Consider the following 15811-nt stretch of genomic DNA (forward strand, 5'->3'; position numbering starts at 1 on the left):
CGCCGCTACATAAAAACAAAGCCAGGGCGTAACTTAATGAGCGTAAGCAATCCAACACTGATCACGTTCGTGATCTACATCGCAGCAATGGTGCTGATCGGCTTCATGGCCTATCGCTCCACCAACAACCTTTCTGACTACATTCTGGGCGGTCGCAGCCTGGGCAGCGTCGTGACTGCATTGTCCGCCGGTGCTTCCGACATGAGCGGCTGGTTGTTGATGGGCCTGCCGGGCGCTATCTACATGTCCGGTCTCTCCGAAAGCTGGATCGCCATCGGTCTGATCATCGGTGCTTACCTGAACTGGCTGTTCGTCGCCGGCCGTCTGCGTGTGCAGACCGAGCACAACGGCGATGCGCTGACCCTGCCGGATTACTTCTCCAGCCGTTTCGAAGACAAAAGCGGCCTGCTGCGGATCATCTCCGCGGTCGTGATCCTGGTGTTCTTCACCATTTACTGCGCATCCGGCATCGTGGCTGGCGCCCGTCTGTTCGAAAGCACCTTCGGCATGTCCTACGAGACTGCACTGTGGGCCGGTGCTGCAGCGACGATTGCCTACACCTTCGTCGGCGGTTTCCTGGCAGTGAGCTGGACTGACACCGTACAAGCCACGCTGATGATCTTCGCCCTGTTGCTGACGCCGATCATCGTGCTGCTGGCCACCGGCGGCGTCGACACAACGTTCCTGGCCATCGAAGCGCAAGATCCAAGCAACTTCGACATGCTGAAAAACACCACCTTCATCGGCATCATCTCGCTGATGGGCTGGGGCCTGGGCTACTTCGGCCAGCCGCACATCCTCGCGCGTTTCATGGCGGCGGATTCGGTCAAGTCGATCGCTAACGCTCGCCGTATTTCCATGACCTGGATGATCCTGTGCCTGGGCGGCACTGTTGCGGTAGGTTTCTTTGGTATCGCGTACTTCTCGGCGCACCCTGAAGTGGCCGGTCCTGTGACCGAAAACCACGAGCGTGTGTTCATCGAACTGGCGAAAATCCTGTTCAACCCATGGATTGCCGGTGTACTGCTGTCGGCCATTCTGGCTGCCGTCATGAGCACCCTGAGCTGCCAGTTGCTGGTGTGCTCGAGCGCCCTGACCGAAGACTTCTACAAAACCTTCCTGCGTAAAACCGCTTCCCAGGTGGAACTGGTCTGGGTCGGCCGCGCCATGGTGCTGCTGGTTGCCTTGATCGCCATCGCGTTGGCCGCTAACCCGGAAAACCGCGTACTGGGTCTGGTCAGCTACGCCTGGGCCGGTTTCGGTGCCGCATTCGGTCCGGTAGTCCTGATCTCCGTAATCTGGAAAGACATGACCCGCAACGGCGCACTGGCTGGCATCCTGGTCGGCGCGATCACCGTGATCGTGTGGAAACACTTCGAACTGCTGGGCCTGTACGAAATCATCCCTGGTTTCATCTTCGCCAGCCTGGCGATCTACTTCGTCAGCAAACTGGGCGAGCCTACTAAAGGCATGCTTCAGCGCTTCGCCGCTGCCGAGGCAGATTTCCGTCTGAACAAGTGATCGGGATGAGCTGATGCTCTGACCTTTCGCCGAACATGAAAACGGCCCGCTTCCATTTGGAGGCGGGCCGTTTTTTTTGCCTACGCAAATCTCGAATCCCTGTGCATACCCCTGTGGGAGCGAGCTTGCTCGCGATAGCGGTAGATCATTCAACATCAATGTGGACTGACCTGACGCCATCGCGAGCAAGCTCGCTCCCACAGGGTTTGGTGGTGGTTTTGAAGGAGATGTCTGTAGCCAAACACACTTATTTTTGAAGGGCAATTCTCTAAAAAAGTAGGGCAAATCTGATTTCCCTGTCCCTCCATAAATACCCCTTGTCGCTCATGCAGAATCGCCCGCCTTCATTCTGCAGAGACACATCGGATGTTCGCTCCTGCCAATCAACCGCGTTTCACGCTGACGATCGACGGCGTCCAGAATGAGCTCAAGGTGCTTGAGTTCACGGGCAAGGAAGCCATCAGCCAGCCCTACCGTTTTGACCTGGAACTGGTCAGCGAACGGCCCGACATCGAACTCGAAAGCCTGCTGCATCGTCAGGCCTTTCTGAGTTTTGATGCGCAGGGTTCCGGCATTCATGGTCAGATTTTTCGCGTCGGTCAAAGCGATTCCGGCCAACGTCTGACGGGCTACCAAATCAGCCTCGTACCGCGACTGGCCTACCTCGGTCAGCGCATCAACCAGCGAATTTTCCAGCACAAAAACGTGCCGGCGATCATCACGCAGGTCCTCAAGGACCACGGTATCCAGCGCGATGCCTTCGAGTTCCGGCTCGGCAGCGACTACGCACCTCGCGAGTACTGCGTGCAGTACGCCGAAAGCGATCTGGCGTTCATCCAGCGGCTGTGTGCCGAGATCGGCATTCACTACCACTTTCAGCACAGCCTCGACGGGCACATGTTGGTATTTGGTGATGATCAGACGGTTTTCCCTCGTCTGCCCGAGCCGACGCTATACCTGCCGGGCAGCGGAATGGCGGCGGATGCGCCGGCCATCAAACGTTTCAACGTGCGACTGGAAACCCGGACGACAGCGGTAACCCGTCGCGACTACGACTTCAAAAAACCTCACCTGCAACTTGAAAGCCGCCTCGACAGTGAGCTGCGACCGGTGCTCGAGGATTACCACTTCCCTGGCCAATTCACCGATCGCGAACTCGGCAAGCATCTGGCCCAACGAGCACTCGAACGGCACAACGCCGACTTCCGTCAGGCCGAAGGTCGTGGCGACGAATCGGCTTTGGTCAGCGGGCACTTCCTACACCTGGCCGAACACCCGCGTCAGGCATGGAATGACCTGTGGTTGATCACCGAAATTGAACACCGCGGTCGCCAGCCACAAGTGCTGGAAGAGTCGGTCACCAGCGACGGCCCGGATGATTTCCAGGGCTATCGCAATACCTTTCTGGCAATACCGTGGGACGTTTCGTTTCGTCCACCGCTCGGGCCGGAAAAACCACGCATGCTCGGCTATCAACCCGCCGTGGTCACCGGCCCGATCGACAGCGAAATCCATTGCGACGAGTTCGGTCGGGTCAAGGTTCAGCTCGCCTGGGACCGTGACGGTCAGCTCGATGAACACTCCAGTTGCTGGCTGCGCGTCGCCACCGGCTGGGCGCACGACCGTTATGGCAGCGTGATGATCCCGCGAGTCGGCATGGAAGTGCTGGTGGGATTCGTCGACGCCGATGCCGACAAACCGCTGGTGATGGGTTGCCTGCCAAACGCCGCAACTCCGGTGCCGCTGGATCTGCCCGCCGACAAAACCCGCAGCATCTTCCGCAGCCAGAGCAGTCCCGGTGGCGGCGGTTACAACGAATTGCGCATCGAAGATCGCAAAGGCGCCGAGGAAATCTACCTGCGCGCCCAGCGAAACTGGACCCAGCACGTACTGAATGATCAACAGGTGCAGGTCGATAACGCCCGCAGCATCGTCGTCACCGGCACCGCTCGCCATGAGCTGAAGGCCGACGAGCAACGCATCACCCATGGCCAGCGCCAGACCGAAGTGAAGCTGGATGATCACCTGGTGGTGGTCGGTGACCGACACATTCGCGTGAGCAGCCAGGCGCTGAATGCCAGTCAACAATTCCATGTCAGCGCCGGTCAGCAAGTGGTGATCGACGGCGGGGCTAGCGCGACGATTCAGGCGGGCGGGCAGTGGATCAATATTGGTCCCGGCGGGATTTTCAGCAGCGTACCGATTCAGGTGGGGGGCGCGTTGATGCCAGCCATGGCAGCTGCGCCGGCCTTGCCGGATACGCCATTGAAACTCGCCGCCGCCCCGGCGGCGCTGCTCAGCGCGGCGCAGATCATGAGCCTGAAAGGTGATGCGCCGTTCTGTGAAGAGTGCGAGCGCTGCAAGGACGGTGTCTGTGCAGTCTGATCGCATGTCACCTCATGACTGGCTGGAGAGTCAGCCGCTTAAACCGTCGGAACGGTTGTTCGCCATTTTCAGCAATGCGAGTGCCGCTGAACCGTTCAAAGCCTGGCAGCAGTCGGTCACCGCTCAAGCACCCAGTCCGATCTGGGCCGACACCGCTTACGCCGAGTGGGAACCGGTAATGCCCTATGTCGGAATCGTCGCCGCTGGCAGTGAGTTTCTGGAATGGATCGCCACAACCGAGTCTGGCGACTGGGGTTGGCTGGCGGTTTCTACTGCCTCTCGAGAAGTGCTGGTCGAGCATTTGCGCAGCCTTACCCAAGTCCTCCTGCCCAACGGTAATGCGGTGTTTTTTCGCTTTTGGGATGGGCGTTATTTGCTGTCGATCCTTCAGTCTGCCGAGGTTAACGCTACGCAGTTAATGCCTGTGATCGGGCGCTGTTTGATCAATGGCCAGCCGCTCGAAATCGGTGGTAATGCGCTGAAAACCTCCCGCTTGTTTCCGTGGTGGGAGGTTTCTGCATCGCTGCTTAAACACCTCGCCTCGGAGTCCGCGACAACCCGCATCAACAACTTGCTGAAGTGGTTGAGTGAAGACCGCCCTGATCTCTATGAGGCGTTTTCCATGAGCGTTTTGCGTCACAAGGTCGCGATCTTTCTTGAGACACCGGACCTGCCGCAAGCACCCAAAACAGCCTTGGTGGACTACCTGATGGCGGAGCTGAACTGATGGATCAGATTGTGCGTATCGAGCAGGAGCTCGACAGTTTTCCAGACACCCTTTCAATCTACCGTGAACAGCTGAAGCATTGGTTCAGCCGGGCGGCGGACAAGGCCAGTCATGCGGCTGATTTGCCTTCGTTGATGGGGATGGAACGGATCATTCGTTTCGGCAATTCCAGCACCGTCGTGAGCAGCAGCGATGAGGATTTTTCCTCTACCGTCGTGCAGTGCCCAAAGGGTGGAAAACTAGAGATCGAGAGCAAGTTTGAATCGGTTTATGACATCCCCGTGGGGAATATTCAGGTTGATGTGATTGCGCTTGAGAGCGGCGAAACGACGCTTGTCACGCTTGATGAAAATGGCAAAGGGACGTTCAAGGGGGAAGAGGGCAAGTTCTACCGCATTCACGTCCATAACGAAGTAACTCCGCAGCAAGTCGATGACCTTTTCTCTTCCTACAACGGCCTGACGACGGAACTTGAGAAATGGCTGCGTGATGAATGGAAGACGTTTAAACCGAAGTGGTCGGAATCTTCTTCGGTTGCTGTAGGCAATGGAATGCTCGCGGGAAGTTGGGCGACAATCGAGGGCGTGTGGGACGGCATCGGCCTGCTTTCGGACATCCTCAAGGATCCCGGGAAGTTTGGTGAGCGGTTGGGCGAGAGCGCCACAGAGCTGAAGAACCTCGCGGAAACCGCCCCCGATGTCATGGAAAAAGCCCAACTGCTGGCCAGTGACGAAGCGGCGCTGTGCCTACTGTTACGCACCGCCAGCCTCTGGTTGGACATGCTGCCGCCCGGCGAGATCGCCGGCAAAACCGCCGAAGCCGTGTCGACGGTGGTGGTGCAGCTGTTGATCGACATCCTGATTGGCATCGTTCTGACGTTCGCTGCAGCAGGGGCCGGTATCGCCTATTTGACGATGCGGCTGGCTAATCGAGCTGCGCAATTACTCAGCGCTGTTCTGCGCCTCGTCAAAGCGATTTTCACGATCATCAATGGCTTCATCAGCTACGTCGACCGCTACAAAAAAGTCGCCGCACGCGGTGTTGCTGCGGGTCTGAAAAAAGGCCGGATGCAACTGCGCTGGGATGCCAAGCGCAATACCACGCTCAAGCAAAACGAACACCACGACAACGTCCCGGATCAGGCGAAAAACCCCAACGGCGACAGCGCCGATTCCGTTGATAAAACCGCCACCAACAAATGCCCGGTGTCGATGGTCACCGGCGAAGAACTACTGACCCTCACCGACGGTTCGCTGGACGGCATCCTGCCGTTCGACTTCATCCGGCTCTATCGCACCAGCGCCGCTGAGATTGATGCCGGCCTCGGTTTCGGCTGGAGTCACAGCCTCGCCCACCAACTGGAAATCGACGGCGATCACGTCATCTGGATCGACCACGAAAACCGCCGTACGACCTTTCCGCTACCGAATATCGAGCGCCCGACGATTCACAACAGTCTGTCGCGGGCAGCGATTTATCTGAGTGACGAGCCGGAAGAACTGATCCTCGCCCAGGCTGGCGACGACGCGCGGTTCTATCACTTTAATAACGGTCGGCTGACAACGATCAGCGACGCTTACGACAATCGCCTGCGCATCACCCGCGACCGGCAAGACCGCATCAGGCGCCTCGACAATGGCGCCGGCCGTGCCTTGCGATTGCGCTATGACCGCAGCCATTTGGTCGCCGTCGACTATCAGGTTTTTGTCCCGGCCCAGACCCTCGACGAGGCTTGGCACACCGAGCAGACGCTGGTCAGTTACAGCTACGACGAACGCGATCAACTGATCGAAGCGACCAATGCCGCCGGCGAAAGCGAACGCTACGACTACGACGAGCAGCACGTCATCCTGCAGCGGCAACTGACCGGTGGGGCGAGTTTCTTCTGGGAGTGGGAAAGGTCCGGCAAGGCAGCCCGATGTGTCCGGCATTGGGCGTCGTTTGCGCAGATCGACGCGCGTTATGTCTGGGATGACACGGGCAGCGTCATCGTCCAGAACATCGATGGCAGCGAAGAGGTTTACGTCCACGACGACCGGGCGCGGCTGGTGCGCAAGGTCGAGCTGGACGGCGGCGAACACCTCAAGGCTTACGACGACAACGGTCGGCTGATTGCCGAGCAGGATCCGCTCGGTGCCGTCACTGAGTACCGCTACGACGAAGTCGGACGATTGGTTGCACTGATTCCGCCGGAAGACGAGCCGACGGCCTACGAATATCGCAACGGTTTCCTGCACGCGCGGTACCGCGGTAAAGCGGTGTGGAAATATCAGCGCAATGCGCAAGGCGACATCACCGAAGCGACCGACCCCGACGGCCATGTCAGCCACTATCACTACGACGCAAAAGGTCAGTTGCTGTCGATCCGTTACCCGGACACCAGTCGGCATGTGTTCGTTTGGAACGCCTTGGGGCAACTGCTCGAAGAGACCTTGCCGGACGGCGGTCAGCGGCGGTTTTCCTACGACGCACTGGGGCGGCAGATTACCCGTCAGGACGAACACGACGCCGTCACCCAGTACCACTGGGATGCCGTCGGCCGACTGATCCAGACGACGCTTCCTACCGGCGCCAGCCGCGCCTTCAGCTACAACGCCTACGGCAAGATCACCGCCGAACGCGATGAACTGGGTCGCGTCACCCGCTACGAATACGTCGACGATCTGCACCTGGTCAGCCGCCGCCTCAATGCCGACGACACCCAGCTGAAGTACCGCTACGACAATGCGCAGCTGTTGCTCACGGAAATCGAAAACGAATCCGGCGAAAAATATCTCCTGGACTACACGGCCAATGGCTTGATCCGACAGGAAACCGGCTTCGACGGCCAACGCACGGCGTACGCCTACGACCTCAACGGCCAGCTGCTGGAGAAAACCGAGTTCGGCGAGGACGGTTCGCAGCTGGTTACGGCTTATGAACGAGACTCGGCGGGACGGTTGCTGGTCAAAACCCTGCCAGACGGCATCAAGGTTGAATACCGCTACGACAGCCTCGGCCGGTTGGTCAGCGTCGATGACGGCCACGATCACCCACTGGAGTTCGAATACGACCAGCAAGACCGGCTGATCACCGAACACCAAGGCTGGGGCACGCTGCGTTATGGCTATGACGCCTGCGGCCAACTCAATCGCCTGCGTCTGCCGGACGGCAGCAAACTCGATTACCACCACGCCAAAGGCGGCGCGCTGACGGCCATCGACCTCAACGGCGCGCGGCTCACCACTCACCAATTCGCCTTCGGCCGCGAGCAGCAACGCCAGCAGGGGCAACTGCTCAGCGAATATGCCTACGACGATCAGGGCCGATTGAAGGCCCACGCTGTCAGTCAACAGCACCAAACGCTGTATCGCCGCGACTATGCCTACAGCGCCAACGGCAATCTCGACAGCATCGCCGACACCCGTCACGGCCAACGCAATTACCAATACGACCCGCTCAACCGCCTGACCCGCGTCCGCCACACCCGCGACGACCCACCGGAAAGCTTCGCCCACGACCCCGCTGGCAACCTGGTGATGCAGGATCGCCCCGGCGCCGCGACCGTCAAAGGCAACCGTCTGCTCATGCAAGGCGATCGCCACTATGACTACGACGCCTTCGGCAACCTCATCCGCGAACGCCGCGGAACAGCGCAAAAACTCGTCACCGAATACCGCTACGACTGCCAACACCGCTTGGTCGGCGTCACGATGCCGGACGGTCGCTACTCAAGCTACCGCTACGACGCCTTCGGCCGCCGCATCAGCAAAACCGTCGACGGCAAAACCACCGAGTTCTTCTGGCAAGGCGACCACCTCATCGCCGAAAGCAGCCGCGAGCATTACCGCAGCTACGTTTACGAACCCGACAGCTTCCGCCCACTGGCCATGCTCGACGGCAAAGGCCCACGCCAGGCCTGCCCGTTCTACTACCAACTCGATCACCTCGGTACGCCGCAGGAACTGACGGATTACAGCGGCGAAATCGTCTGGTCGGCGAAGTACAACGCCTACGGCAAAGTCACTCGCCTTGCGTTCGGTGGAGGAGAGCAGCTCGAGCAATCGTTACGGTTTCAAGGGCAGTACTTCGATGCCGAGAGCGGCCTGCACTACAACCGGCATCGGTACTATGATCCAGAGTTTGGTCGGTATCTGACGCCTGATCCGATCAAGTTGGCGGGCGGGCTGAACCAGTACCAGTACACGCCGAATCCAACGGGGTGGGTTGATCCGTTGGGGTTGAGCGGGAATTGCCCGCCACCGAATAAGCCCCGGTGTGGGGCGCCGGATGATACGACTGGCGCTAAGGTTGATGAGGGTGAACCGGCGCTGCCGAAGCTGACGGGTGAACAGCGGCGGGCACGGATAGATGAGTTGGCTGAAGCGAATGCCAAGCGGCGGGTTTTAGAATGGGAGGATGAATACGACATGCATTCTGTGGCAAAACACAATCCCGAAATACCTGACAAAGCGTTAAAGCAGAGATCTATTGATGGCAGTCATCCAACAAAAAAAGGAAAAAAGGGACCGATAACGCCTAGTTCCCAGTTTAAAACCTGGTTGCTGCAATTTAATGCCATAAATGATGCTGTATCTAGAATGAATAGAAAGAATCCCTTGCCAACAGGGTATACCCCAGATGGAGATCCCGTTATTAGGAAGGAAATGCCTGGAGGAGGTAGGGGGTACAAACCTAACAAAAAGGATAGGAGTAACCCAAGATATATAGAGAGTCTTGATTATTCAGAGGTTAGATTTGATCAGATAAGTCTGAAGCCTTACACGGGCTTCCCAGATTAGGAGAAATGTGATGTTGATGTGGCCGAAATTCAATACTCCGTTTGAACCCACACTCTTTTATTGGTTGGGCGGGATATCTATATTTGATCGCGAAGAAACTTTAGGTGCTGCCTTGTGGGTTTACAATCCGAATGAACAGCATGATAGAGAGAAAGTTATAAAGAACTTCGTGTTGAGAAGATTCGATCATCTGACTTATCGGCACCGGTTTTTGCTATTCAAAATCTTAAAAGATTCATTGTCGCAATCAGAATTCGATTTTTCTACTCAGTTTGAAAGTAATTATGATGAAAGCACTTGTGTTGCATGGGATGAAACTCAAATAAATGATGCGCGTGGCTTTTTCGAGGATATATACAGATTGGCAAGCGAAGAGTGGAGGGAGGATCTTCACAAGGCCAGTCTCGAAGATCAGTCCAAATGGTGAGACTTTTATGTCTATAAGGTTGGGGTAAGGAATGTTGCGATGTCCATTTTTTGATGAGAAGTTTGATGCAGGGCTGATGTGGTTTATTGGTCGATTTAGTGTATATGATCGTGAAGAAACACTCGGTGTAGAACTTGAGGTTTATGACCCTAATGATGAGTTTGATAGGGCGGAGTTGATTAAAAAGTACGCATTGGATCTCGGGTGTCTATCTTATAGGCATAAACTTGTGTTGGTGGAGTCTCTGGCGGATAAACTGCGTGATCGAAATTATGATTTCCAAAGTTTGTTTGAAATAGATGAGGGCGAAGCATCAAGCTGGCCTCGTGGAGAGTGGTACGAATTAGAGAGCCCTCGGGAATTCCTTCTGCATGTCTACACGTTGGCGCAAGAGGTTTGGAAAGACGATCTGCTCACTGCGAGCTTGGAGGATCGAGCCGCTTGGTGAAGAAAGTAAACGTTGATCGCTGGCAGCGAAATTTCTGGGCAAGGTCGTCGGAAGTTTCCTTCAATCCGCGGCGGTTTCCATGAACTGGTGTGAAATGTTCTCCATCGATAGTCTCTGGTGGTCACTGAAAATTCAGTGGCAGGGTGTAGGAACCCTTCAATACTAGAGAGGACGCTTTGGCGTCGACACCTGAATTGCGGCCATCAACATGCGTCCGTAAGATCAGTTGCGGCGGCTGTGCGCGGGCACGCTTCGGCGTGGTCGAGTTTGCTCTGGTCTCGATATTCCTACCCCGCGTATAGCTGCCACCCAAGCCTGTAGGAAGGCCGATGGTAGCTCCACTTCTACCAGAGGTTTAAAAATGAAAAGTATTCATCCCGACCCACCCTACGTAAAACCAACCCCCCATCCCCAAAGCCGCTTCATGGCGCTCACCAGCAATTGCGACGACATGCCAACCCTGTTCGTCGACACCCAAGCGCCGCTGGATGTTTTGTATGACGCTGCCAACTACCGAATTCGTGCCGTCACCCAGGTGATGGAGAACTTGTCCATGCGCGGTTCGATCGAGTGTCAGTCCTTCATTCTTAGTGATTTTGCTTTGCTCTGTGCCATTCCGTTGCGGGATGGGTGTGATGTGCTGGATGTGTTAGGGCGACGATTGAAGGCTCGGCCTTCGGAGTAGCGCCGGGCGGCTTTTGTGGCGAGGGAGCTTGCTCCCGCTCGGCTGCGCAGCAGTCGTAAACCGGGCAGTGCAGTGTGTCAGGCATAACCGGATTGCAGGTTTTGGGGCTGCTTCGCAGCCCAACGGGGCGATGCGGCGTTCCGACAAGCCCCCTCGCCACAGGGTTTGTGTGATACCCGAAATAGGGGCTGGGATAGCCCGCTCGGCTGTGAGGTCCTGACGTTCGACGCCGTACAAGGTAAACTTCCCGCCCTTCGCAGGAGCAGCCATGAATTATCGTCACGCCTTCCATGCCGGCAATCACGCCGATGTGTTCAAACACCTGACTTTGACCCGCATCATCGCTTTGATGTCGCGCAAGGAGCAGCCGTTTGCCTATCTCGACACTCACGCCGGCATTGGTCTGTATGACCTGCAGGGTGATCAGGCGAGCCGTACCGGTGAGTACCTGGAAGGTATTGCACGTTTGTGGGATCAGCCGGATCTGCCGGCGTTGACCGCTGATTACATGAAGGTGCTGCATGACATGAACCCGGATGGCCAGTTGCGCTATTACCCGGGGTCACCGGAGTTGGCGCGGCGGCTGACGCGGCCGCAGGATCGGGTGATGCTCAACGAGAAACACCCGGAAGACGGGTTGCTGCTCAAGGACAACATGGCGGGTGACCGTCGGGTGAAGGTGCATCTGGGTGAAGGCTGGCATGTGCCGCGTGCGATGTTGCCGGTGCAGGAGAAGCGGGCGGTGATGTTGATTGATCCGCCGTTTGAACAGCTGGATGAGATGCAGCGCTGTGCGGCGTCGCTGAAAGAGGCGATTGGCCGGATGCGGCAGACCGTGGCGGCGATCTGGTATCCGGTGAAGGACCAGCGCATGTTGCGTCGTTTTTATCAGGACCTGGCGGGTACGGGCGCACCGAAGTTGTTGCGGGTCGAGTTGCTGGTGCATCCGTTGGATACGCCGAACAGTCTGAATGGCTCGGGGCTGGCGATTGCGAATCCGCCGTGGGGGCTGGAAGAGGAATTGCGTGAGTTGCTTCCGTGGTTGTCCAAGAAGCTTGGGCAGACTCAGGGTGGGTGGCAGATGGATTGGTTGATTGCCGAATAGGGTCAATCGACGAGCAAGATCAAAAGATCGCAGCCTCGTTTCACTCGACAGCTCCTACAGGGGAACGCATTTCTCTGTAGGAGCTGTCGAGTGAAACGAGGCTGCGATCTTTTGCTTTTTGGGGGGTTAAATCGGGCAGGTCACGCCGGTACCGCCAATCCCGCAATACCCTTCAGGGTTTTTCGCCAGGTATTGCTGGTGATAGGCCTCGGCGAAGTAGACCGTCGGGGCTTCGTCGATTTCAGTGGTGATCGTGCCTTTCCCAGCCTTGGTCAACTCAGCCTGGAACACTTGCTCGCTGTGCTTGGCGGCTGCCAACTGAGTCGGGTTGGTGGCGTAGATCACCGAGCGGTACTGCGTGCCGATGTCATTGCCCTGGCGCATGCCCTGAGTCGGGTTGTGCAGTTCCCAGAACATCTTCAGCAACTCTTCGTAGCTGACTTTTGCCGGCTCGTACACCACCAATACCACTTCGCTGTGGCCGGTCAGGCCGGAGCAGACTTCTTCATACGTCGGGTTCGGCGTAAAGCCGCCAGCGTAACCCACTACCGTACTGACCACGCCTTCGCGCTGCCAGAACTTGCGTTCCGCGCCCCAGAAGCAGCCGAGGCCGAAGATCGCGAAATCCACGTCCATCGCGAATGGGCCCAGCAGCGGCGCGTCGTGGACGAAGTGTTTTTCCGGCAGGTTCATCGGGGTTTCACGGCCAGGCAGAGCTTGTTCTTTAGTAGGGAGCACGTTTTTGTTCACCAGAATTTCCGAGCGCAGAACCATGATCAGTCCTCTCAGTCAGGTTGGGGATGTAGGTAGTCAGACCGCCAGTTTGCCCAATGATGCCAAGTTAATCACTACCCCTGTGCCCTTGTGGGAGCGAGCTTGCTCGCGATAGCGGAGTGTCAGTGACGTAGATGCTGCCTGATACACCGCTATCGCGAGCAGGCTCACTCCCACAGGGATTGGGGTGTCCCACAGGGATTTGTGGTGTGCTGTCAGGCGATCGGGCCACGCGGATAGCGCTTGAGCTTCTCGATCAGCTCTACGCCGGGGATCGGACGGTCGAACAGGTAACCCTGGCCGACGTCGCAGCGGTGACGGCGCAGGAAAGCCAACTGCTCGGCAGTTTCGATGCCTTCAGCCACGACCTTGAGTTTCAGGTTGTGGGCCATGGCGATCACCGCGGAGGTGATTTCCATGTCGTCCTGGTTGTCCGGGATTTCGTGGATGAAGCTTCGATCAATCTTAATGATGTCGATCGGGAATTTTTTCAAGTAACTGAGCGACGAGTAACCGGTGCCGAAGTCATCCATGGCCAGGGTCAGGCCCAGGCGCTTGAGCTGATCGAGCTGCAAGTGGGTGTCTTCGGTGGCTTCCAGCAGCAGGCCTTCGGTGAGTTCGAGTTCCAGCAGGTTCGCCGGCAACGCTTCTTCCTTGAGGATGTTGGCGATGGACGACACCAGGTCCGGATCGGAGAACTGCTTGGGCGACAGGTTGATTGCCACCTGAAGATTGCCCAGGCCCGCGGCGGTCAGGTCTTTGCTCATGCGGCAGGCCTGGCGAGCGATCCATTTACCGATGGGAATGATCAGCCCGGTTTCTTCGGCGACGCTGATGAACTGGTCCGGGCGGATCATGCCTTTTTCCGGATGGTTCCAGCGAAGCAGCGCTTCCATCCCCAACAGGCGACCGCTGCGCAGGCACAGCTTGGGCTGGTAGAACACGTCCAGCTCGTTCTGGGTCAGGGCGCGGCGCAGATTGTTTTCGACGAACAGCTTGTAACTGGCCTCGGCATTCAGCGCTTCGGTGAACACCTGAACCTGGTGTTTGCCGTTGGCCTTGGCCTTATGCAGCGCGAGGCCGGCGTTGCGCATCAGGGTTTGCGGGTCGCGACCGTGCAGTGGCGCGCAGGCCAGGCCCACGGAGCCGGTGACGCTGATCAGTTGGTTGTCGACGAACATCGGCTTGTCGAGGGTCGCCAGCAATTGATTGGCGATCTGTTGGCCCGCACGCATGTCGGTGTTGTCCAGCAGCACGGCGAATTCGTTACTGGCGAACCGCGCCAGGCTGCCGCTCGGGCTCAGGCTGTTGCGCAGGCGTCGGGCCAGGCTGATCAACAGTTTGTCGCCGGTCTGATGGCCGAGGCTGTCGTTGATCCGCTTGAAGTTGTCGATGTCCACCAGCAGCAGACTGATCGGGGTATCGCTGTCTCGGGCGAAACGTTCATCGAGGTTGCGGATGAAGGCCGGGCGGTTGCCGAGGTTGGTCAGGTTATCGGTATAAGCCAGACGCTCGATGCGCTGCTGGGCGAGCTTGGTCTGGGTGATGTCTTCGTAGATGCCGATGTAATGCGTCAGCTCGCGGTTGTCGCCGTAGACCTTGGAAATCGACAACTGGCCCCAGTAGGGTTCAAGGTTTTTGCGGCGGCTTTTGAACTCACCCTGCCAGCTGTTGCTCTTGGCCAGCGCCGAGGGCGCGTCGAACAGCAGCTCGCTGAGGTTTTCCAGTGCCGGCAGTTCCGACAGCCGTTGGCCGTGGACTTCTTCGGTGGTGTACTGGGTGATCGCCGTGAAGCTTGGGTTGACGTATTCCACTACGCCATCGCAATTGACCAGCAAAAAGGCGTTGGCGCTTTGCTCTACCGCCCGCTGGAACAGGTGCAGGGCGCTGGTGGCGGTGCGGCGGTTGTGGTTATTGATGACTTGGGCAAACTGATCCGCCAACTCACCGGCGAAAGCAATTTCGTCCGATTGCCAGGCGCGGGTTATACCGGTCTGCTCCAGGCAGAGTACGCCGACCACTTGTCCGTCGACGCGAATACTGGCGTCGAGCATCGCATTCACATCGCGCGGGCGCAGGTGTTCGGCCATTTCCCGGGTGCGCGGGTCGCGCATGGCGTTGTGGGCGTCGATGGCTCGGCCGGTGTGCAAGGCGTCCAGGTAATCAGGGAAGAGGCTGACGTCGATCGGCTCCGGCAGCAGGTATTCCTGGCTGGCGCGGTGATAGGCCGAAATCGGCACGAGCTGTGAACCTTCGAGGTTCCACAGGCTGGCGCAGTCGATTTCGTAAATGTCACAGGCACTGCGAGTGATCAGTTCGGCGGCTTCTTTCAGGGAGTTGTTGCTGCTATAGCGCTGGCGGGTCAGCAGCAGGATCAAGTCTTGCTGGGCACGCACCCGGTCCAGGTGCAGGAGCTGTTCCTGCTGGGCGCGCTGATTGAGTTCCAGGGCGATTTGCAGGCGAGAGTTCTGGGTTTCGAGGTCCAGTGCCGGCAGCCGTTGCTCGCCCTCGAACAGGCCATCGACCACCAGCAGGTAGCCGCGCAGCAGGTGTCGATTGTGTTGTTTGTAGGCTTCACCCAGTTCCAGCAGGTTCAAGGCGCCGGCGGCGGTGTGCAGGGTGTAGCGGATCAGGTAATGCGGGCTTTCGGTGAGTTGCTGCTGAACCGCGTCATGCAGCTGATAGCGCGCTTCGGGCTCCATCAGGCTGGCGTAGGGCGAGCCGACCAGAGCACAGAGCTCCACCGCCGGCAGGCCGAACTGTCGTTCGCAATTGGGATCGAGAAACAGCAGCGCCCAGCTCGCTTCATTCAGCCGTTCGAAACGCAGCATGCCGAGCCGCGAGGGCACAGGCAACTGCGTCACTACCTCGGCCACCATACGGCTGGCGGCATCGGGTTGGCTCTTCATATGGAGGGAAACTCGCTTCGAATAGGCTGATCGCGCCGGGCTCTCGCCC

10 protein-coding genes are annotated in these 15811 nt (G+C 57.9%); 8 read left to right on the forward strand and 2 right to left on the reverse strand.

Annotated elements, in window-relative coordinates; all coding sequences use genetic code 11:
- Nucleotides 1-36 precede the first annotated feature (36 nt).
- The 8 genes from putP (at nt 37) to ACA056_RS02150 (ending at nt 12079) form a co-directional block, all read left to right on the forward strand.
- Entirely contained in the window at nt 37-1521 is a 1485-nt protein-coding gene (gene putP, locus ACA056_RS02115) for a sodium/proline symporter PutP (RefSeq protein ID WP_497270145.1), read from the forward strand.
- Nucleotides 1522-1887: 366 nt separating this feature from the next.
- Nucleotides 1888-3906 (forward strand): type VI secretion system Vgr family protein, encoded by a 2019-nt coding sequence (locus ACA056_RS02120; protein ID WP_497270147.1) that lies wholly within the window; start codon nt 1888-1890, stop codon nt 3904-3906.
- 4 nt (nt 3907-3910) lie between these two features.
- Nucleotides 3911-4633: a DUF4123 domain-containing protein gene (locus ACA056_RS02125; RefSeq protein WP_497273480.1), complete on the forward strand. Its 723-nt coding sequence runs from the start codon at nt 3911-3913 to the stop codon at nt 4631-4633.
- Nucleotides 4633-9414, forward strand: coding sequence for an RHS repeat-associated core domain-containing protein (locus ACA056_RS02130; RefSeq protein WP_497270149.1), 4782 nt, complete (start codon nt 4633-4635; stop codon nt 9412-9414). Before ACA056_RS02125 ends, ACA056_RS02130 begins: the two co-directional genes overlap by 1 nt.
- A 10-nt stretch (nt 9415-9424) precedes the next feature.
- Entirely contained in the window at nt 9425-9841 is a 417-nt protein-coding gene (locus tag ACA056_RS02135) for a hypothetical protein (RefSeq protein WP_497270151.1), read from the forward strand.
- Nucleotides 9842-9872: 31 nt separating this feature from the next.
- Nucleotides 9873-10289 (forward strand): hypothetical protein, encoded by a 417-nt coding sequence (locus ACA056_RS02140; RefSeq protein ID WP_497270153.1) that lies wholly within the window; start codon nt 9873-9875, stop codon nt 10287-10289.
- Nucleotides 10290-10650: 361 nt separating this feature from the next.
- Complete coding sequence (locus ACA056_RS02145) at nt 10651-10974, forward strand: hypothetical protein (RefSeq protein ID WP_497270155.1); 324 nt, start codon at nt 10651-10653, stop codon at nt 10972-10974.
- Between the two features lie 268 nt (nt 10975-11242).
- On the forward strand, nt 11243-12079 hold the full coding sequence (locus tag ACA056_RS02150; RefSeq protein ID WP_008149676.1) for a 23S rRNA (adenine(2030)-N(6))-methyltransferase RlmJ: 837 nt from the start codon (nt 11243-11245) through the stop codon (nt 12077-12079).
- Between the two features lie 126 nt (nt 12080-12205).
- Here ACA056_RS02150 and msrA read toward each other — a convergent pair whose 3' ends face one another.
- Together msrA and ACA056_RS02160 are read right to left on the reverse strand one after the other, a co-directional pair.
- Nucleotides 12206-12853 (reverse strand): peptide-methionine (S)-S-oxide reductase MsrA, encoded by a 648-nt coding sequence (gene msrA / locus ACA056_RS02155; RefSeq protein ID WP_134419969.1) that lies wholly within the window; start codon nt 12851-12853, stop codon nt 12206-12208.
- A 215-nt stretch (nt 12854-13068) separates the two neighbouring features.
- Complete coding sequence (locus ACA056_RS02160) at nt 13069-15762, reverse strand: sensor domain-containing phosphodiesterase (RefSeq protein ID WP_497270158.1); 2694 nt, start codon at nt 15760-15762, stop codon at nt 13069-13071.
- Nucleotides 15763-15811 lie beyond the last annotated feature (49 nt).

It is taken from the genome of Pseudomonas sp. LBUM1666, assembly GCF_059695775.1.